Source organism: Stutzerimonas azotifigens DSM 17556, from assembly GCF_000425625.1.
In the GTDB taxonomy this organism is placed as follows: domain Bacteria; phylum Pseudomonadota; class Gammaproteobacteria; order Pseudomonadales; family Pseudomonadaceae; genus Stutzerimonas; species Stutzerimonas azotifigens.
This window is the reverse complement of record NZ_AUDU01000056.1, coordinates 1-17,609: the sequence shown is the minus strand read 5'-3', so window position 1 is coordinate 17,609 and position 17,609 is coordinate 1. Positions and strand designations below refer to the sequence as shown.

General features: G+C 68.1%; 18 protein-coding genes. 10 read left to right on the top strand and 8 right to left on the bottom strand.

Annotated elements, in window-relative coordinates:
• The first annotated feature begins 112 nt into the window (after nt 1-112).
• Nucleotides 113-910 carry an acyl-CoA thioesterase gene (locus tag H610_RS0105970; RefSeq protein WP_028238837.1) on the top strand — a complete coding sequence of 266 codons (798 nt, stop codon included), beginning with the start codon at nt 113-115 and terminating at the stop codon, nt 908-910.
• A gap of 37 nt (nt 911-947) precedes the next feature.
• Here the strand turns inward: H610_RS0105970 and H610_RS0105965 are convergent, their stop codons facing one another.
• Together H610_RS0105965 and H610_RS0105960 are read right to left on the bottom strand one after the other, a co-directional pair.
• A complete protein-coding gene (locus tag H610_RS0105965; protein ID WP_028238836.1) occupies nt 948-2,417 on the bottom strand; it encodes a methyl-accepting chemotaxis protein in 1,470 nt (489 codons plus the stop codon).
• Nucleotides 2,418-2,524: 107 nt separating this feature from the next.
• A complete protein-coding gene (locus H610_RS0105960; protein ID WP_028238835.1) occupies nt 2,525-3,361 on the bottom strand; it encodes a TatD family hydrolase in 837 nt (278 codons plus the stop codon).
• A gap of 158 nt (nt 3,362-3,519) precedes the next feature.
• On the opposite strand from H610_RS0105960, the gene H610_RS0105955 reads away from it, so the two are divergent.
• Nucleotides 3,520-4,932, top strand: coding sequence for an MltF family protein (locus tag H610_RS0105955; protein ID WP_028238834.1), 1,413 nt, complete (start codon nt 3,520-3,522; stop codon nt 4,930-4,932).
• A 33-nt stretch (nt 4,933-4,965) separates the two neighbouring features.
• On the opposite strand, the gene greB is transcribed toward H610_RS0105955, so the two are convergent.
• Genes greB through H610_RS0105940 form a run of 3 tightly spaced genes read right to left on the bottom strand, consistent with a single transcriptional unit; the run spans nt 4,966 to nt 8,689 of the window.
• Nucleotides 4,966-5,463: a transcription elongation factor GreB gene (gene greB, locus H610_RS0105950; RefSeq protein ID WP_028238833.1), complete on the bottom strand. Its 498-nt coding sequence runs from the start codon at nt 5,461-5,463 to the stop codon at nt 4,966-4,968.
• Between the two features lie 41 nt (nt 5,464-5,504).
• A complete protein-coding gene (locus H610_RS0105945; protein WP_201768350.1) occupies nt 5,505-8,000 on the bottom strand; it encodes an ABC transporter permease in 2,496 nt (831 codons plus the stop codon).
• 5 nt (nt 8,001-8,005) lie between these two features.
• Nucleotides 8,006-8,689 carry an ABC transporter ATP-binding protein gene (locus tag H610_RS0105940; protein WP_028238831.1) on the bottom strand — a complete coding sequence of 228 codons (684 nt, stop codon included), beginning with the start codon at nt 8,687-8,689 and terminating at the stop codon, nt 8,006-8,008.
• A 10-nt stretch (nt 8,690-8,699) separates the two neighbouring features.
• Between H610_RS0105940 and H610_RS0105935 the strand changes: the two genes are divergently transcribed.
• From H610_RS0105935 to H610_RS0105925, 3 genes are all read left to right on the top strand, one after another.
• On the top strand, nt 8,700-9,305 hold the full coding sequence (locus tag H610_RS0105935) for an arylesterase (protein ID WP_028238830.1): 606 nt from the start codon (nt 8,700-8,702) through the stop codon (nt 9,303-9,305).
• Nucleotides 9,306-9,349: 44 nt separating this feature from the next.
• Nucleotides 9,350-9,631, top strand: a complete 282-nt coding sequence (locus tag H610_RS0105930) for a hypothetical protein (RefSeq protein ID WP_028238829.1) — start codon at nt 9,350-9,352, stop codon at nt 9,629-9,631.
• A 67-nt stretch (nt 9,632-9,698) separates the two neighbouring features.
• Nucleotides 9,699-10,652: a L,D-transpeptidase family protein gene (locus tag H610_RS0105925; RefSeq protein WP_028238828.1), complete on the top strand. Its 954-nt coding sequence runs from the start codon at nt 9,699-9,701 to the stop codon at nt 10,650-10,652.
• 65 nt (nt 10,653-10,717) lie between these two features.
• Here the strand turns inward: H610_RS0105925 and H610_RS0105920 are convergent, their stop codons facing one another.
• A complete protein-coding gene (locus H610_RS0105920; protein ID WP_028238827.1) occupies nt 10,718-10,972 on the bottom strand; it encodes an Lpp/OprI family alanine-zipper lipoprotein in 255 nt (84 codons plus the stop codon).
• Between the two features lie 480 nt (nt 10,973-11,452).
• Between H610_RS0105920 and H610_RS0105915 the strand changes: the two genes are divergently transcribed.
• Nucleotides 11,453-11,740 (top strand): GNAT family N-acetyltransferase, encoded by a 288-nt coding sequence (locus H610_RS0105915; RefSeq protein WP_028238826.1) that lies wholly within the window; start codon nt 11,453-11,455, stop codon nt 11,738-11,740.
• A 105-nt stretch (nt 11,741-11,845) separates the two neighbouring features.
• Here H610_RS0105915 and H610_RS0105910 read toward each other — a convergent pair whose 3' ends face one another.
• Nucleotides 11,846-12,922 carry a 3-deoxy-7-phosphoheptulonate synthase gene (locus H610_RS0105910; RefSeq protein ID WP_028238825.1) on the bottom strand — a complete coding sequence of 359 codons (1,077 nt, stop codon included), beginning with the start codon at nt 12,920-12,922 and terminating at the stop codon, nt 11,846-11,848.
• A gap of 261 nt (nt 12,923-13,183) precedes the next feature.
• Here H610_RS0105910 and H610_RS0105905 point away from each other — a divergent pair, with 261 nt between their 5' ends.
• The 3 genes from H610_RS0105905 to cysB all read left to right on the top strand — a co-directional run bounded on the left by H610_RS0105905 (nt 13,184) and on the right by cysB (nt 15,830).
• Nucleotides 13,184-14,134: a putative 2-dehydropantoate 2-reductase gene (locus H610_RS0105905; protein ID WP_028238824.1), complete on the top strand. Its 951-nt coding sequence runs from the start codon at nt 13,184-13,186 to the stop codon at nt 14,132-14,134.
• A 119-nt stretch (nt 14,135-14,253) separates the two neighbouring features.
• Complete coding sequence (locus H610_RS0105900) at nt 14,254-14,745, top strand: universal stress protein (RefSeq protein ID WP_028238823.1); 492 nt, start codon at nt 14,254-14,256, stop codon at nt 14,743-14,745.
• Nucleotides 14,746-14,855: 110 nt separating this feature from the next.
• A complete protein-coding gene (cysB, locus tag H610_RS0105895; RefSeq protein WP_028238822.1) occupies nt 14,856-15,830 on the top strand; it encodes an HTH-type transcriptional regulator CysB in 975 nt (324 codons plus the stop codon).
• A gap of 10 nt (nt 15,831-15,840) precedes the next feature.
• Here cysB and H610_RS0105890 read toward each other — a convergent pair whose 3' ends face one another.
• Entirely contained in the window at nt 15,841-16,575 is a 735-nt protein-coding gene (locus tag H610_RS0105890) for a phosphoadenylyl-sulfate reductase (protein ID WP_028238821.1), read from the bottom strand.
• A gap of 186 nt (nt 16,576-16,761) precedes the next feature.
• On the opposite strand from H610_RS0105890, the gene thrH reads away from it, so the two are divergent.
• Nucleotides 16,762-17,379 carry a bifunctional phosphoserine phosphatase/homoserine phosphotransferase ThrH gene (gene thrH / locus H610_RS0105885; RefSeq protein WP_028238820.1) on the top strand — a complete coding sequence of 206 codons (618 nt, stop codon included), beginning with the start codon at nt 16,762-16,764 and terminating at the stop codon, nt 17,377-17,379.
• Nucleotides 17,380-17,609 lie beyond the last annotated feature (230 nt).

The window sequence follows — 17,609 nt, the reverse complement described above, 5'->3', positions numbered from 1 at the left end:
TGCCGCGGTGGATGATCGACCATTCGCGCCCAGCCGGGTGCCCGGCAGCGAATCGCCCTCCGCCCCGGCGCTCGGTACCATCCTGGCACTTGTCCACTGGGAGACAGCAGCAATGACCTTTTCCGAGCTGATCGAAGCGGTACGCCGCGATCCGCAGGCCGTCACTGTGCCGGCGAGTTGGGGGCAGGGGCGGGCGGTGTTCGGCGGGCTGGCGGCGGCGCTGGTCTACGAGGCGATGCGCGCCTGTGTGCCGGAAGGCCGGCCGGTGCGCTCGCTGGCGATCACCTTCGTCGGGCCGATGGCGGTCGACGCGCCGGTCCGCTTCGACGCCGAGGTGCTGCGCGAGGGCAAGGCGGTGAGCCAGATCATCGGCCGCGCCGTGCAAGACGGACAGGTGGTGACGCTGGTGCAGGGCAGTTTCGGCGCCTCGCGCGAATCGCGGATCGCGGTGGCCGCCGAGCCCGCGCCGGACATGCCGGCGGTGGAGGCCTGCCGGGAGCTGCCCTACGTGCCGGGTTCGGCGCCGGAATTCACCCGCTACCTGGCGATGCGCTGGGGCGTCGGCGGACTTCCGTTCAGCGGCAACAGCTCGCGCGAGATGGGCGGCTGGGTGCGGCTGCGCGGCGAGGTGGCGCGCGAGGCGGTGACCGAGACGCATCTGCTGGCGCTGGTCGATGCCTGGCCGCCGGCGGTGCTGCCGCACCTGAAGACGTTCGCCCGTGCTAGTTCGCTGACCTGGACCATCGAGTTCGTCCAGCCGGTGCCGACGCTGGATACCCACGACTGGTGCCGCTACCGCGCGGTCATCGAGCACGCCCGCGACGGCTACGGGCACTGCGCGGCAGGGCTGTGGACGCCCGACGGCGAACTGATCGCGCTGAGCCGCCAGACGGTCACCGTGTTCGGCTGAGGCCTGCAAGGCGGGGCGCGCCCCGCTCGGCGCCGCCTCAGAGCTTCAACTGCCCGATCGCCCGGCTGAGCTCGCTGGACAGCCCGGCCAGCTGGGCGCTGGTCTCGGTGGAGGTGACGGTCAGCTGGACGGTCTGCTCGGTGACGTCGCGGATGCCGGTGACCGAACGGTTGAGTTCCTCGGCCACCTGGCTCTGCTGTTCCGCGGCCACGGCGATCTGGGTGTTGCTTTCGCGCATCTGCGCCACCGCGCCGGTGATGGCCTCCAGCGCCAAGCCGGCCTCGTGCGCCTCGCGCACGCAGTCGTCGGCCTTGAGCGAGCTTTCCTGCATGAACTCCACCGCGTCGCGGGTGGTCGCCTGCAGGTCGGTCACCATGCGGGTGATCTGGTCGGTGGATTCCTGCACGCGCTTGGCCAGGTTGCGCACCTCGTCGGCAACCACCGCGAAGCCGCGCCCCATTTCGCCGGCACGGGCGGCCTCGATGGCGGCGTTGAGCGCCAGCAGGTTGGTCTGCTCGGCGATGCTGTGGATCACGCTCACCACGCCGTTGATCTGCTGGCTGTCGGTGGCCAGCTGCTGGATCATGCCGGCGGTCTGCTGCACCCCCTGGGACAGGCTGGAGATAGACTTTTCGACGCGCGCGACCACCTGCTGGCCCTCGCCGGCCAGGCGATCGGCGTTCTGCGACTGGTCGCGGGTGTCCCCGGCGTGCTGGGCGATGTGGTAGACGGTGGCGGACATCTCGTTGATCGCGGTGGCGGCCTGGTCGGTCTCGCTCTGCTGGCCGAGCATGCCCTGGCGCACGTCCTTCATGCTGGCGGCCAGCTGGCTGGCGCCGGCGTCGAGGCGGGCGGCGGCCTGGGCGACGGTGCTGACGATGCGCTGGTAGCCACTCTGCATGGCATTGAACGCGGTGGCCATCTGGCCGACCTCGTCGCGGCTGTCGAGCGGTACGCGGGCCGACAGGTCGCCGCTGTGCTCGACGTGCAGCATCACGTCCTTCAGGGTGTTGAGGTGGCTCAGCAGGAAGCGGATGAGCAGCTGCGAGGCGGCCAGCAGGGAAAGCATCAGCACCGCTACCGCGAGCGCATAGCTGAAGAAGTGCTGGCTGAAGATCTGCCAGAGGCTGGGCGCGCGGGCGACCACCACGTGGTTGCGCTCGGCGCCGGGAACGACCACCGCGCCGACGGCGGGCGAATTGCCGAAGAGGGCGTCGTGTGTCAGCTCGACCCAGCCGGCGCGCGGGCTCAGCGTGGCGCCGTCGACCACCAGCGGCTGGCCGCTGGCGAAGGCCAGCAGATCGCGCCCGCTCGGCACGGCGGTGCCGGCCGGCCAGGCCTCGATCAGCGCCGCACGCGCGGTCGCCGCGCTGCGCGCCTCGGCGACGCGGGCCGACTGTTCCAGATGCATGGAAAAAAGCACCAGCAGCAGCGTGGTGACGAAAGCCACCAGGTTGACGGCCCAAAATTTGTACTTCAGCGAAAGATCTCGAATCCAGGCGCCCATCGATGCTCTTCTTTTGTCAGTGTCGGGAAGCGTTACCCATTGTGCCGGCCGCGCGGCGGGTGCGGTTGACGTTCATCAACCCCTGTCCAGTTAGCGGCCTGCGCGGCTCATTCTTGAGGCGGCTCGCCAGGGTTTTCGTCGGTGACCGCCGGCAGGCCGAAGAAGGCCCGGGCGCAGGCGGTGGTGTGGGCGGCCAGCGCCTGCTCGGTCTCGCCGCGGTGGCGCGCCACTTCCGCCAGCACCAGCGGCAGGTAGGCGGGCTCGTTATGGCCGCTGCGCGGACGCGGCCGCAGGGTGCGGGGCAGCAGGTAGGGGGCGTCGCTTTCCAGCATCAGCCGCCCCTGCGGGATGTCGCGCACCAGCGCGTGCAGGTGCGTGCCGCGGCGCTCGTCGCAGATCCAGCCGGTGATGCCGATGTGCAGGTCCAGGTCGAGGTAGGCGTACAGCGCCCTGCGCTCGCCGGTGAAGCAGTGCACCACTGCCGCGTTCAGGTGGTCGCGGAACGGCCGCAGGAGGGCGACCAGTCGTTCGTCCGCTTCGCGCTCATGGAGGAACACCGGCAGTCCACTCCGTACCGCGACTTCGAGCTGTGCTTCCAGGGTCTTCTCCTGTTGCGGTCGCGGCGAGAAGTCGCGGTTGAAGTCCAGCCCGCATTCGCCCACCGCCCGTACGCGCGGCTGGTCGAGCAGGGCGCGCAGGGCGCCGGCCGAGGCGCTGGTCCAGCTCCTGGCATCGTGCGGATGCACCCCGGCGGTGGCGAACAGCCGCGTTCCGCCCGGGTCCAGGCGGCTCGCCAGTTCCAGCGCGGCCTCGCTCTCGGTCAGGCTGGTACCGGTCAGCACCAGTTGCTCGACGCCGGCCCGCCGCGCGCGCTCGACCACGGCCTGTGGCTCGCCAGAGAATGCGGAATGGGTCAGGTTGACCCCGATATCGACGAGAGGCATGGACGGCTCTTTGTGGAAAATCAATGGGTTGAGATCATAAGCTAAGGTCGGTGCTAGGTTGGAGGTGGCACTTGCCGGTCGGCTGTGAGACCCTTCGCCCCTCGCGCGACGATGGTCGCACCGTCCCCTGGCTCACTGCAATTGAACCGATGATGAGGATGCGCGCCTTACTGCTGCTGTTCGCCCTGCTGGCGCTGTTGCCCGGGACGGCCGCCGCGCGCCTGGTGGTGGGGCCGCCGGAAGCCTGGCAATCGAAGCCGGCGGACCGCGATCTGGCCGACATCCGCCGCAGCGGTGTGCTGCGCGTGCTGGTCAACCAGAGCCGCAACAGCTCGGGCGAGGTCAAGGGCGAGGCGATCGGCGTGGAGTACGGGCGCCTGCGGGCCTTCGAGCACTATCTCAATCGCGACCCGAACTTGAAGGCCATCACGCTCAAGCTGATCCCCATGGCCAAGGACCAGCTGCTCGGCGCGCTGCAGCGTGGCGAGGGCGATCTGGTCGCGCCGGGCGAGCGCCTGGTCACCACCGGTGCGCGCGAGGTGACCCGCAGCCGCGCGGTGGTCGCCGACGTGCCGCTGGTGCTGGTGGGGCGGCAGGGCGGGCCGACCTACAAAAACCTCGAGCAGCTGTCCGGCCGCAGCCTGGCGCTGTCGGCGGGCAGCGCGGCGGCGCCCCACGTGAACAGGCTCAACCGGCAGTTGATGGCGCAGAACCGTTCGCCGGTGGCGATCGAGTGGGTCGATCCCACGCTGGCCGTCGAGGACGTGCTGGAAATGGTGCAGGCCGGCATCTATGTGGCCACCGTGGTCGAGCAGCCGATCGCCGAGCGCTGGTCGAGGGTGATGCCCAAGCTGCGCATCGAGCGTCGTCTGACCCTCGGCGAGCCGGCCGACATGAGCTGGTTCGTGCAGCGCCAGGCGCCGATGCTGCGCGCCAGCGTCGATCGCTTCCTCAGCGAATACCGCCCGCCGGAGAACCAGGATGCGGTGTTCGAGCGCGTCTATCGGCGGCTGTACAAGGTGCAGTCGCCGCTCGACCGCATTGGCCGCCAGCGCCTGGACAAGGTCAAGGAAACCCTGCAGCGGCATGCCGAGGCGCAGGCGTTCGACTGGCTGAACCTGGCCGCGCTGGCATTCAAGGAGTCCACGCTGAACCCGGCGGCGCGGGGCGCCGGCGGTGCGGTGGGACTGATGCAGGTGACGCCCGCCACGGCGCGCAGCCTGGGGGTCGACAACATTGCGGCGCTGGACAACAACGTGCGTGCCAGCGCCCAGTACCTGGCGCTGATCCGCCGCAAGTTCTTCTCCAGCCCGCGGCTCAACGAGCGCGAGCGCATGGCCTTCACCCTGGCCGCCTACAACATGGGGCCGCAACGGGTGCAGTCGCTGCGTGCCGAGGCCCGGCGCCGCGGGCTGAATCCGGACCAGTGGTTCTTCCAGGTCGAGCGGGTGGCCATGGAGACCATGGGCATGGGCGTGGTGAGCTACGTCAGCAGCGTGAACAAGTACTACCAGGCCTATGCGCGCGAGCGTTTCTCCCTGGAGTCCGGCCCCCGCAGCGCGGCGCGCTGAGACCGCCGCGGCGCTCCGCTGGCACGGGCCGGGTCACGGGTAACGGATCTCGATGACGTACCAGGTCTTGCGGCCGGTCGGCGTTTCCACGCTCACCTCCGCATCCAGCGGCTTGCCCACCAGGGAGCGGGCCAGCGGCGAGTCGATGCTGATCAGCCCCTGCTTGAGGTCGAGTTCGTCGGGGCCGACGATGCGGTAGCGCGCCTGCGTGCCGTCCTCGTCCTCGAGCGTGACCCAGGCGCCGAAATACACCTTGCCCGGATCGGACGGGCGCTCGTGCACCACCTTCAGCTTTTCCAGGCGCTTGGTCAGGAAGCGCACGCGGCTGTCGATCTCGCGCAGCATTTTCTTGCCGTAGGTGTATTCGGCATTTTCCGAGCGGTCGCCCTGGGCCGCCGCCTCGCTGACCGCCTGGGTGACCTGCGGCCGCCGCACGTGCCAGAGTTCGTGCAGCTCGGCGCGCAGGCGGGCTTCGCCTTCGGGAGTGATCAGCGGGGTTCCGGCGGTACGGGGCGGGCGGTAGCGGGTCATGGGGGGCGGTGGTCCGGTGGAAACCTGGCAGTCTATCCCGATCAGGCTTCGCGCAGCACGCCCAGCGGGCTCGCCTCCAGGGCCCTGCGCGTGCCGAGCACCCCGGCGCTGCCGACCAGCAGCGCGCCGACCAGCGGCAGCACCAGCAGCCAGGGGTGCGGCTGCCAGTCGAGGTCGAAGGCGAAGCGGTAGAGCAGCAGGCTCACCAGCTCGCAGCCGAGCGCCGCCAGCACGCCGCTGCTGGCGCCGAGCAGGGCGAATTCCGTGCGCCGGGCGCGCACCAGCAGGCTGCGGCCGGCGCCAAGTGCGCGCAGCAGGGCGCCCTGGCGGATGCGCTCGTCGAGGGTCGCCTGCAACCCGGCGAACAGCACCGCGATGCCCGCGGCGAGCACGAACAGCAGGACGAACTCCACTGCCACCGAGACCTGCCCGATGATGCCGCGCAGCTGCGCAAGCAGGGCGTCGACCTGCAGCAGCGTCACCGAGGGGAAGGCGCGCGCCAGTTCGATCAGTTCGCGCTCGTGCCCCGGCGGGACGTAGAAGCTGGTCATGTAGGTGGCGGGGATATCCTGCAGCGTGCCGGGCTCGAAGATCATGTAGAAGTTGGGCTGGAAGCTGTCCCAGTTCACTTCGCGCAGGCTGGTCACCCGGGTCTCGCGGTCGATGCCGCCGACGCTGAAGGTCAGGCGGTCGCCCAGTTGCAGCGCCAGGCTCTCGGCCAGCTCGCTCTCCACCGAGACGCCCGGCAGCTCGCCGGCAGGCTGATCGCTCCACCAGCGGCCGGCCAGCAGCTGGTTGTCGTTCGGCAGGTCGGCCGACCAGGTCAGGCTGAGGTCGCGGCGGGTGGCGCGATCGCCACGCGAATCCTTGCTGACCAGCTGGCGCACCGGCTCGCCGTTGATCGCCACCAGCCGTCCCGGCACCACCGGATAGAGCGGCGCAGCGTGGGTCGCCAACTGCCCGACCCGTGCGGCGAAGGCGTCGCGCTCGTCCGGCAGCACGTTGAGCACGAAGTGGTTCGGGGCGTTGTCCGGCAGCTGTTCCTGCCAGGCGTCGAGCAGCTCGCTGCGCAGCAGGGCGATGAGCGCCATCGCCAGCAGGATCAGCCCGAAGGCGAGCGACTGCCCGGCAGCGCCCAGCGGGTGTCGCAGCAGTTGACCGGTCCCCAGCCGCCAGTGCAGCGAGGCGCCGGCGAGCGCGCGGCGCAGGCCCCTGAGGGCTAGCAGCAACAGCCCGCCGAGCACCAGCGTCGCCACCAGCCCGCCGCCGAGTAGCGCGGCGGTGATCTTCAGGTCCAGGCTCAGGCGCCACATGATCAGGCCGAGCGCCAGCAGCGCGGCGCCATAGACGAACCAGCTGCTGGCCGGCACCGGCAGCAGGTCCCGGCGCAGCACGCGCAGGGGCGGCACGCGGCCGAGCGCCGCCAGCGGCGGCAGCGCGAAACCGGCCAGCGCCACCAGCCCGGTGGCGATCCCGGCGAGCGCCGGCCAGGCCGAACCGGCGGGAATCTCCTGGGCGAGCAGGTCCTTGAGCAGGAAGAACAGCGCGTGCTGGGCGAGCCAGCCGAGCACGACTCCAGCCAGGCTGGCGGCCAGCCCCAGCAGGCCCAGTTGCAGGGCATAGAGCGCCAGGGTTTCGTGGCGCGACAGGCCGAGGCAGCGGAGCAGGGCGCTGGCGTCCAGGCGCCGCGTGGCGAAGCGCGTCGCCGACAGCGCCACGGCGACGCCAGCGAGCAGGATCGCGGCCAGGCTGGCCAGGTTCAGGTAGCGCTCGGCGCGGGCCAGCGCGCCGCCGATCTGGCGGTTGCCGTCCTTCGCCGTCTCCAGGCGCTGGTGGGCCTGCAGGTCGGGCTCGACGGCACTGCGGTAGCTCGCCAGGGATTCCGGCGTGCCGCGCCACAGCTCGCGGTACTGCACCCGGCTGCCGGGCTGGATCACTCCGGTGGCCGGCAGGTCGGCCAGATTGATTACTACCCGCGGCGTGAGGCTGTAGAAGTCGCCCACGCGGTCGGGTTCGTAGGTGAGCACGCGGGTCAGCCGCAACGGCTGGCGGCCAACCTCGATGCTGTCGCCGACCTGCAGTCCCAGGGCGGCGAACAGCCGGGCTTCCGCCCAGGCCTCGCCCGGCCCCGGGCGGCCGCCGGGCGTTTCGGCGCCATAGGGCTGATCGGCGCTGCGCAGCTCGCCGCGCAGCGGGTAGGTGTCGTCGACCGCCTTCACGCTGGACAGCTGCATGTCCTGGTCGGTAGCGATCACGCTGGAGAACTCGACCACGCTGGCATGTTCCAGCCCGGCGCTGCGGCCGGCCTCGAGCTGGCCCGGTTCGGCGGGCGCGGTGCCCTGCAGCACCAGGTCGGCCGCGAGGAACTCGGTGGCGCGCAGCTGCATGGCGTCGCTCAGGCGGCCGCTGAAATAGCCGATCGCGGTACTGGCAGCGACCGCGACCAGCAGGGCGAGGAACAGCACGTGGAGTTCGCCGGCACGGGCGTCTCGCCACAGCTGGCGACAGGCGAGCAGGAACAGGCGGGCGGGCGGCATGCCTTTCACGCGAGGACCTCCGCGACCAGCGCGCGGCCGCCTTCGAGGCGCAGCTGGCGCTGGCAGCGGCGCGCGAGGCGCTCGTCATGAGTGACCAGGACCAGCGTCGTGCCGCGTTCGCGGTTGAGCTCGAACAGCAGGTCGGTGATGTGCGCGCCGGTTTCGGTGTCCAGGTTGCCGGTCGGCTCGTCGGCGAAGAGGATGTCCGGATCGGCGGCGAAGGCCCGGGCGATCGCCACCCGCTGCTGCTCGCCACCGGACAACTGCCGCGGATAGTGGCGCAGGCGCGCACCCAGGCCGACCCGCTCGAGCAGCGCGCGGGCCCGCGAAGAGGCGTCCGCCCGGCCTTCCAGTTCCAGCGGCAGCATGACGTTCTCCAGCGCATCGAGGCTGTCGAGCAGCTGGAAGGACTGGAAGACGAAGCCGACGTGCTCGGCGCGCACCCTGGCGCGGGCGTCCTCGTCCAGTTCCGACAGGCTGTGCCCGGCCAGCCGTACGCTGCCGCCGGAGGGCAGGTCCAGGCCGGCCAGCAGCCCCAGCAGCGTTGACTTGCCCGAGCCCGAGGTGCCGACGATGGCCAGGCTGTCGCCGCTTTCCAGGGTCAGCGAAAGGTCTTCGAGGATGCTGAGCGCGCCTTCCGCGCTTGGGACCACTTTGCTAAGGTGCCGGGCAACTAGGATGGCGGTCATGGAGTATCCGATGCGAGCGTGGCTGAAAGGCGGTGTCGTGGCCTTGCTGTTCTGGGCCCAGGGCGCCCTGGCCGACACGGTGCTGGTGGTCGGGGATAGTATCAGCGCGGCTTTTGGCCTGGAAACCAGCCAGGGCTGGGTGCAGCTGCTGCAGCAGCGGCTCGACAGAGAGGGCGGCGAGCACCGCGTGGTGAATGCCTCGATCAGCGGCGACACCACGGCCGGCGGGCTTTCCAGGCTGCCCGGACTGCTCGCCGAGCATCGCCCGGACGTGGTGGTGATCGAGCTCGGCGGCAACGACGGACTGAGAGGTCTGTCGCCCGTACAAATGAAACAGAATCTTGCGGCGATGATCGATCGGTCGCACGAAGCCGGCGCCAGGGTCCTGCTGCTGGGCATGCGCATGCCGCCGAATCTCGGCGAGCGCTACGTGCAGGCCTTCGCGAAGGTATTCGATTCGCTGGCCGAGGAGAAGGACGTGGCCTACGTGCCCTTTTTTCTCGAGGGTGTTGGCGGCGTGCCGGGGATGATGCAGAGCGACCGCGTGCACCCCACCGCCGAAGCCCAGCAACGCCTGCTGGACAACGCCTGGGAGCAGCTGGAAGCCTTGCTTTGAGCCCCGCGGGCGGCTACTGTCGCGCGCCTTGAAAGGAGCTTCGCATGCCGCGCGTCGCCTGGTCCCTGTATGCCTATCGCCTGATCCAGCCGGACGAGCAGTTCGACCTGTTCGCCTGCCGGGAGAATCGCCTGCACCTGGCCCTGCGGCAGCTGGAACTGGCGGGCCACGTCGACCGCACTCTCTGCGGCAATTTCCTCCCGGCGCAGCCGCGCTGGCTCGAGCTGCGCAAGGGGATGCTCGGCGACCGCCGGCTGTGTCGTGCCTGCCACGACCTGCTCAAGGCGCAGCGCCGGGGCCAGGCGGCGCCGTCCGGAGCCTGGTAGCTCCCGGGAAACGCGCGAGGCGGTGTACAATCGGCCGCTGTTTCATTCCTCCCGTGAAGGATTGCCCATGTTGTCGCGTGCGTCTGCGGTCGCCTGCTGTCTGTCGTTTTCTGCCTTGCTCGCCGCCATGCCGATCTCGGCGGCGGTGTACTCGCTGCCGCCGGAAGGCGAGGACATCGTCGGGCAGGTGCAAGTGGTGAAGGCGAAGTACGAGGACACCTTCGCCGATCTGGGCGAGGCGAACGACCTCGGCTACCTGGAGATGGTCGCGGCCAACCCCGGCGTCGACCCCTGGCTGCCGGGCGAGGGCACCGATGTCATCCTGCCGTCGCGTTTCATCCTGCCGCCGGGGCCGCGCGAAGGGATAGTGATCAACCTGGCCGAGTACCGCCTGTATTACTTCCCGGAAGGCGAGAACCTGGTCTACACCTATCCGCTGGGCATCGGCCGCGAAGGCTGGAACTCGCCGATCGCCACCGGCCGGGTGACGGGCAAGACGCCGAATCCGGCGTGGTACCCGCCGCAGTCGATCCGCGACGAGCATGCCGCCGAGGGCGACCCCCTGCCGGCGGTCGTCCCGCCCGGCCCGGACAATCCGCTGGGGCCGTTCAAGTTCAACCTGTCGATGCCGGGCTATCTCATTCACGGCTCGAACAAGAAGTTCGGCATCGGCATGCGGGTCAGCCATGGCTGTTTCCGCATGCTGAACCACAACGTGCTGGAACTGGCAGACCTCGTTCCGGTAGGCACCAAGATCCGCATCATCGACGAGCCGTACAAGTTCGGCGTCAGCGACGGGAAGATCTATCTCGAAGCGCACGCGCCGCTGGAGGGCGAGCAGCCGGTATCGCTGATGGACAAGCACGCGGCGGTGATCAATACCCTGTTGCGGCGCACCGACGACCCGACCACCCTGCATCTGGACTGGGACATGATCCGCGAGATCGTCGCGGCCGAAGATGGCCTGCCGGTGCAGATCGCCGAGCCGGAGTCCGCCGCGCTGGTCACTGCCGGCAACTGATCCAACCCTGAATCGCGGGCAAAAAAAGCCGACCTCGAGGTCGGCTTTTTCGTACCGGTTGCGCCTTACTTGCGGCTGGCGCGTTCCAGCATGCGCAGAGCGCGCTCGTTGGCTTCGTCAGCGGTCTGCTGGGCCTTCTGAGCGGCTGCCAGAGCCTCGTCGGCCTTGCGGTAGGCTTCGTCGGCACGGGCTTGAGCGCGAGCAGCGGCGTCTTCGGTAGCGGTCAGACGGGCTTCGCTTTCTTTGGTCATGCTGTTGCTGCAACCGGTAGCCAGAACTGCGGCCAGAGCCAGAGCAGAGAATTTCAGAACGTTGTTCATCGTGTTCCCCTTCATTTTGGAAAATCCGTTAGCAACTCCCCATGAGCGGAAGTTGGCGCGCACATACTACCGATTAGTTGTAGTAAGTAAACTCGGCCAACGCAGCCTTGCAGGCTTTTTTTCACATCGGTTCAGGAGCCGTTGTGCCCGTGCGACATGGGCTGGCTAAAAAACAGCCAGTTAGAGTTGACGGTCGTTTTGGAGCGTTGCAACAACGCTCCGGTCATGCAGCACAAGCCGCACTTATAAGTCATCGCTGGGCTTGAAAAATTCCCGCAACGGTACGCTTAGTGTGAACTCCGGTGTCTTTTGGCGGATGTTCTGTGGAAGGGTTGGCAGTTGGTGTCCGGACAAGGTAGAAAGGTTGGACGGGTTTGCCTCGTTGTCCGGCGCCTTTCCTGCGGCCGGTCGCCATCGCCGTTCGAGCAACCCCATCCAACAATAATCAGAATGCGCAGGTTGTCCTGCTAAGGAGTCCCCATGAGCGAGGCACCGACTGTCCACCACGATCGTGAAGGCCACCAGTTCCAGACGGTCGTGGACGGCCATCGCGCGTACCTCGCGTACATGGACCTGGGCAAGCAGACGCTGGATATCTACCGGACCTTCGTGCCGAACGAGCTGCGTGGCCGCGGGATCGCCGCGGTGCTGGCCGAGCACGCACTGGCGTTCGCCGAGCGCGAGGGGTACACGGTCATTCCGTCCTGCTCGTACGTGGAGAGCTATCTCGAACGGCGCCAGCGCCAGGAAGCGCCGGCCGACGACTGAGGCGACAAGGGGGCAGGGCGAGCGGCGAGATGGCCCGCCCCGAGGGGAATGAATGGGTTGATCGCAGGCGGCAGCCCGCTCGGAGCGGCCGCCTGCCCGGGTGCTTCAGTCGCGGCGACGTCCCGGCAGCACGTCCTTGAGCTTGGCATGCATGCCCAGCAGCGCCTTTGCGGTGGTGTCCCAGTCGATGCAGGCGTCGGTGACCGACACGCCATACTGCAGGTCGCACAGGTCCTTCGGGATGGGCTGGTTGCCCCAGCCGAGGTGGCTCTCGACCATCAGGCCGATGATCGAGGTGTTGCCTTCGAGGATCTGGTTGGCGACGTTGTCCATCACCAGCGGCTGCAGGGCCGGGTCCTTGTTGGAGTTGGCGTGGCTGCAGTCGACCATGATGTTCGGGCGGATGCCGGCCTTGACCAACTGCTGCTCGCAGAGGGTGACGCTGACCGAATCGTAGTTCGGCTTGCCGTTGCCGCCGCGCAGGACGACGTGGCCGTAGCGGTTGCCCTTGGTGGTCACGATCGACACGCCGCCGGCCTGGTTGATGCCGAGGAAACGGTGCGGGCTGGAGACCGACTGCAGCGCGTTGATGGCCACGGTCAGGCTGCCGTCGGTGCCGTTCTTGAAGCCCACCGCCGAGGACAGGCCCGAAGCCATTTCCCGATGCGTCTGCGATTCGGTGGTGCGCGCGCCGATGGCCGACCAGCTGATCAGGTCCTGAAGGTACTGCGGGGAGATCGGGTCGAGCGCCTCGGTGGCGGTCGGCAGGCCCATTTCCGCGAGGTCGCGCAGCAGCCGGCGGCCGATGTGCAGGCCATCCTGGATCTTGAACGAGTCGTCCATGTAGGGATCGTTGATCAGCCCCTTCCAGCCCACGGTGGTGCGCGGCTTCTCGAAGTACACCCGCATGATCACGTAGAGCGTGTCGGACACCCTTTCCGCCAGCCCCTTGAGCCGCTCGGCGTACTCGTGCGCGGCCTTCAGGTCATGGATGGAGCAGGGGCCGACCACGACGAACAGGCGGTGGTCCTTGCCGTCCAGGATGTCGCGCACCACCTGACGGCCGTGGGCCACGGTGCGCAGCGCGGCGTCGGTCAGCGGAATCTCGCGCTTGAGCTGCTCCGGGGTGATCAGGGTCTCGTTGGAGGCGACGTTGAGATCGTCGATGGGTAGGTCAGCCATGGGGTACTCGTCTTCTGGGAAGCCATCCGCCTGCCTCCCGGTGCGGCGGAACGGGGCAGATAAGGGCGCAGCGGGGGAGCGGAACCTTAGCGCGTATTGCCAGGCCTCGACAATGCCGTTCGTGCACGAGCAGCCGCTTGTTTGGCGGAAATGGCCAGGCTTTGCGGTTGGGTCCCTGGCGGCCCGCCTGTAAGGTGTGGCGAGCTGTGCTTCGTCAGCTCCCGGGGGAGCCTGCCGCCCGTTCGCAATGGAGAGATCCGGATGTCGCAAACCCGTCCCCGCATCGGTGTCATCGGCACCGGCGCCATTGGTGGTTTCTACGGTGCCATGCTGGCTCGCGCCGGCCACGACGTGCATTTCCTGCTGCGCAGCGAGTACGAGGCCGTGATGGCGCACGGCCTGAGGGTGGAGAGTGCCGTGCACGGCAGCCTCGCGCTGCAGTCGGTGCAGGCCTGTCGCGACGTCGCCGAGATGCCGGCCTGCGACTGGCTGCTGGTCTGCGCGAAGACCACCAGCAATGCCGAGCTTGCGCCGCTCATCGCCCGGGCGGCGGCGCCCGCTGCCCGGGTGGTGCTGCTGCAGAACGGGCTGGGCGTCGAGGACGCCTTGCGCCCGCTGTTGCCGGAAGGGCTGCACCTGCTTGGCGGGCTGTGCTTCATCTGCGTCCACCGCGCCGAGCCCGGAGTGGTGGTGCACGAGGCGCTGGGCAGCATCAACTTCGCCTACCATTCCGGCCCCGGCGACGAGGCCCGGGCGGCGGTGGAGGAAGCCGTCGGCCTGTTCGGCAGCGCCGGCATCGAGGCCAGCGGAATGCCCAGCCTGGATCAGGCGCGTTGGCAGAAGCTGGTCTGGAACGCCCCCTTCAACGGCCTGGCGGTGCTGCTGGACAGCGGTACCGAAGGCCTGCTCGGACACCCCGAGAGCCGCGCGCTGGTCAAGGCCGTGATGGACGAGACCCTCGGCGCGGCCGCCGCCTGCGGGCATGCGCTGCCGGCCGATCTGCCGGAGAAGATGCTGTTCGGCACCTCGCGCCTGCCGAACTACCTGCCGAGCATGTACCACGACTTCACCCACGGGCGTCCGCTGGAACTGGAGGCGTTGTACACCACACCGCTGGCGGCCGCCGCGCGTGCCGGGTACGCCATGCCGAAAACCGCGATGCTGCTGCAGGCGCTGCGCTTTCTCGAAGACCGCCGTCGGTCCGGACGATAGCCTCGTTTCGCTCGGTCGGTCACGATTCCGGCGTGTGGTCGTCCGCGAGCCCGGCGCCCGGTGATACCCCTGCTAAGCTCAACAGGCAGACAGACGGGGTTTCCGGGGGTGTGGCCAGCTTGATCAGATCGATCCTCTACGCGACGGACCTGAGCCTGTACGCCTCCTATGTACTTCAGCATGCCCTGTCGCTCAGCCGCGCGTTCAACGCCGACCTGTACGTGGTACACGCGGTCGAACCGCTCGGCCTGTTCGCCGAGTCGGTGCTGCAGACCTACCTCGACGACGAGACGCTGGCCTCGCTGCGCCAGGGCGGGCTCACCGCGGTCATGGCCAATCTGGAAAGGCGCGTGCACGAAGGTTTCGTCGAAGGCGTTGGCGAGGGGCTGGATGACGTGGCGCTGATTCGCCAGGTCCGGGTCATCCAGGGCGACCCGCCGGAGGTCATCCTCGCCGAGGCCGAGCGCCTCGGCGTCGACCTGCTCGTCGTCGGCAGCCACAGCCACGGCGCCGCCCAGGACACGCCGCTCGGTCGCACCGCGGCGCGGCTGGTGCAATTGGCCGAGGTGCCGGTGTACCTGGTCCCGATGCTCCCGCATCGCGGCCTGTAGACGATGCGACGACAGAAGCGGCAAACCTCACGAAAAGCACCTAGAATCTAGCGAATTCCATCATCTGGTTATATACGAGTGGCCATACAGTCGTCGTATCCGGGGGCAGCATGAAGCTTCAGCAACTGCGCTACATCTGGGAAGTCGCGCACCACGATCTCAACGTCTCGGCCACGGCGCAGAGCCTGTTCACCTCGCAGCCGGGGATCAGCAAGCAGATCCGGCTACTGGAGGACGAACTCGGCGTCGAGGTGTTCGCGCGCAGCGGCAAGCACCTGACCCGCGTCACCCCGGCCGGCGAACGGATCATCCATACCGCCGGCGAGATCCTGCGCAAGTGCGAGAGCATCAAGCAGATCGCCCAGGAGTTCTCCAACGAGAAGAAGGGCACGCTGACGATCGCCACCACCCACACCCAGGCACGCTATGCGCTGCCGCCGGTCATCAGCGACTTCATCCGCAAGTACCCGGAGGTGTCGCTGCACATGCACCAGGGCACGCCGATGCAGATCGCCGAGATGGCCGCCGACGGCACCGCCGACTTCGCCATCGCCACCGAGGCCCTGGAGCTGTTCGGCGACCTAGTGATGATGCCCTGCTATCGCTGGAACCGCTGCGTGATCGTGCCCAAGGGGCATCCCCTGACCAAACTGGACAAGCTGACCCTCGAGGCGCTCGCCGAGCACCCGATCGTCACCTATGTGTTCGGCTTCACCGGCCGCTCGAAACTGGACGAGGCCTTCAGCCACCGGGGCCTGGCGCCACGGGTGGTGTTCACCGCGGCGGACGCCGACGTGATCAAGACCTACGTGCGGCTGGGGCTCGGCGTCGGCATCGTGGCGCGCATGGCGGTGGACGAGAAGCTTGATGGCGACCTGGAGGTGCTGGACGCCAGCGAACTGTTCGAAGCCAGCGTGACCAAGATCGGCTTCCGCCGCGGCACCTTCCTGCGCGGCTTCATGTACGACTTCATCGAGGAGTTCGCACCGCATCTGACCCGCGAGGCGGTCGAGCGCGCGCTGCAGTGCCACAACCGCGGCGAGGTGGACGAACTCTTCAACCACCTCGAGCTGCCGACCTTCTGAGCTACGTTCTTCAGGCCTTGGCGATCAGGTTGCCGGCGTGCAGCCCGCATTCCTTGTGCGTGGCTTCCTCCCACCACCAGCGGCCTTCGCGCTCGTGCTGGTTCGGCAGCACCGGGCGCGTGCAGGGCTCGCAGCCGATGCTGATGAAGCCGCGCTCATGCAGGCTGTTGTAGGGGATCTCGAGCATCCGGATATAGCCCCAGACTTCCTCGCTGGTCATCTGCGCCAGCGGGTTGAACTTGTAGAGGCTGCGCTCGGGGGTGGAAAAGGCGGCGTCCAGCTCGAGCACCGGGACCTGGCTGCGCGTGCCGGGGCTCTGGTCGCGACGCTGGCCGGTGGCCCACGCCCGGACCGTCGACAGCTTGCGCCGCAGCGGCTCGATCTTGCGGATGCCGCAGCACTCGCCGTGGCCGTCGCGGTAGAAGCTGAACAGACCCTTTTCCCGGACCAGCGGCTCGAGCAGCTTCGGATCGGGCGTCATCACGTCGATGGCGATGCCGTAGTGATCGCGCACCTGCTCGATGAAGCGATAGGTCTCGCTGTGCAGGCGGCCGGTGTCGAGGGTGAAGACCTTGACGCCCTTGTTGAGCTTCCAGGCCATGTCCAGCAGGACCACGTCTTCGGCGCCGCTGAAGGAGATCCACAGGTCATCGCCGAACAGGTCGAAGGCGAGCTTGAGGATTTCCTGGGGCGACTTGCCGGCGTAGGCCTCGGCCAAGGCGGTGACGTCGATGTTCTGGCTCATCAGGCGGTTTCCTTCTGGTGGCGCTCGTGCGCTCTTGAGGCGGCGGATGGTAGCAAAAGCGGGTTATGCCTCTAAATAACCTTTCTCCTGCCACTTCGGCATTTCCAGGCATAAGCCTCGCGTTGCTTCGCTCGCGCCTTGTCGCTAGAGTGCCGGCTTCTTTTTGGACTCTGCGAGGGTTGGCCTGTGGAAATTGCCTGTCTTGACCTGGAAGGCGTGCTGGTACCGGAGATCTGGATCGCCTTTGCCGAAGAGACCGGCATCGACGCGTTGCGGGCCACCACGCGGGACATTCCGGACTACGATGTGCTGATGAAGCAGCGCCTGCGCATCCTCGACGAGCACGGGCTGAAACTGTCGGACATCCAGGCGGTGATCGCCAAGCTCAAGCCGCTCGACGGCGCGGTGGAGTTCGTCGACTGGCTGCGCGAGCGCTTCCAGGTGGTGATCCTGTCCGATACCTTCTACGAGTTCTCCCAGCCGCTGATGCGCCAGCTCGGCTTCCCGACGCTGCTCTGCCATCGCCTGATCACCGACGACGGCGACCGCGTGGTCGACTACCAGCTACGCCAGAAGGACCCGAAGCGCCAGTCGGTGATCGCGCTCAAGAGCCTGTACTACCGCGTCATTGCCGCCGGCGACTCCTACAACGACACCACCATGCTCGCCGAGGCGCACGCCGGCATCCTGTTCCATGCGCCGGACAACGTGATCCAGGAGTTCCCGCAGTTCCCCGCAGTGCACACCTACGAGGACCTCAAGCGCGAGTTCATCAAGGCGTCCAATCGCAGGCTGGCGTTTTAAGGGCAGGGGCCGATAAAAGCGCTGGAAGGCTGGAAGGCTGGAAGGTGGACGGGGAGGGGCTGCGGTTGTAGGAAAGGGCTCGACTGGGAAAGCCTCGCAAAAAAGGCTTGACAGGCGCGAGCGCCAACCCAAATCCTGTCCAGCCTCCAGCCTCCAGCCTCCAGCCTCCAGCCTCCAGCCTCCAGCCTATAGCCCTTCCAACGCCCTCATCAGGACGCTTACCTTGCCGA

Coding starts and splice junctions, on each gene's coding strand:
- H610_RS0105970 (WP_028238837.1), top strand. CDS start 113: ATGACCTTTTCCGAGCTGATCGAAGCGGTACGCCGCGATCCGCAGGCC.
- H610_RS0105965 (WP_028238836.1), bottom strand. CDS start 2,417: ATGGGCGCCTGGATTCGAGATCTTTCGCTGAAGTACAAATTTTGGGCC.
- H610_RS0105960 (WP_028238835.1), bottom strand. CDS start 3,361: ATGCCTCTCGTCGATATCGGGGTCAACCTGACCCATTCCGCATTCTCT.
- H610_RS0105955 (WP_028238834.1), top strand. CDS start 3,520: ATGCGCGCCTTACTGCTGCTGTTCGCCCTGCTGGCGCTGTTGCCCGGG.
- greB (WP_028238833.1), bottom strand. CDS start 5,463: ATGACCCGCTACCGCCCGCCCCGTACCGCCGGAACCCCGCTGATCACT.
- H610_RS0105945 (WP_201768350.1), bottom strand. CDS start 8,000: ATGCCGCCCGCCCGCCTGTTCCTGCTCGCCTGTCGCCAGCTGTGGCGA.
- H610_RS0105940 (WP_028238831.1), bottom strand. CDS start 8,689: ATGACCGCCATCCTAGTTGCCCGGCACCTTAGCAAAGTGGTCCCAAGC.
- H610_RS0105935 (WP_028238830.1), top strand. CDS start 8,700: ATGCGAGCGTGGCTGAAAGGCGGTGTCGTGGCCTTGCTGTTCTGGGCC.
- H610_RS0105930 (WP_028238829.1), top strand. CDS start 9,350: ATGCCGCGCGTCGCCTGGTCCCTGTATGCCTATCGCCTGATCCAGCCG.
- H610_RS0105925 (WP_028238828.1), top strand. CDS start 9,699: ATGTTGTCGCGTGCGTCTGCGGTCGCCTGCTGTCTGTCGTTTTCTGCC.
- H610_RS0105920 (WP_028238827.1), bottom strand. CDS start 10,972: ATGAACAACGTTCTGAAATTCTCTGCTCTGGCTCTGGCCGCAGTTCTG.
- H610_RS0105915 (WP_028238826.1), top strand. CDS start 11,453: ATGAGCGAGGCACCGACTGTCCACCACGATCGTGAAGGCCACCAGTTC.
- H610_RS0105910 (WP_028238825.1), bottom strand. CDS start 12,922: ATGGCTGACCTACCCATCGACGATCTCAACGTCGCCTCCAACGAGACC.
- H610_RS0105905 (WP_028238824.1), top strand. CDS start 13,184: ATGTCGCAAACCCGTCCCCGCATCGGTGTCATCGGCACCGGCGCCATT.
- cysB (WP_028238822.1), top strand. CDS start 14,856: ATGAAGCTTCAGCAACTGCGCTACATCTGGGAAGTCGCGCACCACGAT.
- H610_RS0105890 (WP_028238821.1), bottom strand. CDS start 16,575: ATGAGCCAGAACATCGACGTCACCGCCTTGGCCGAGGCCTACGCCGGC.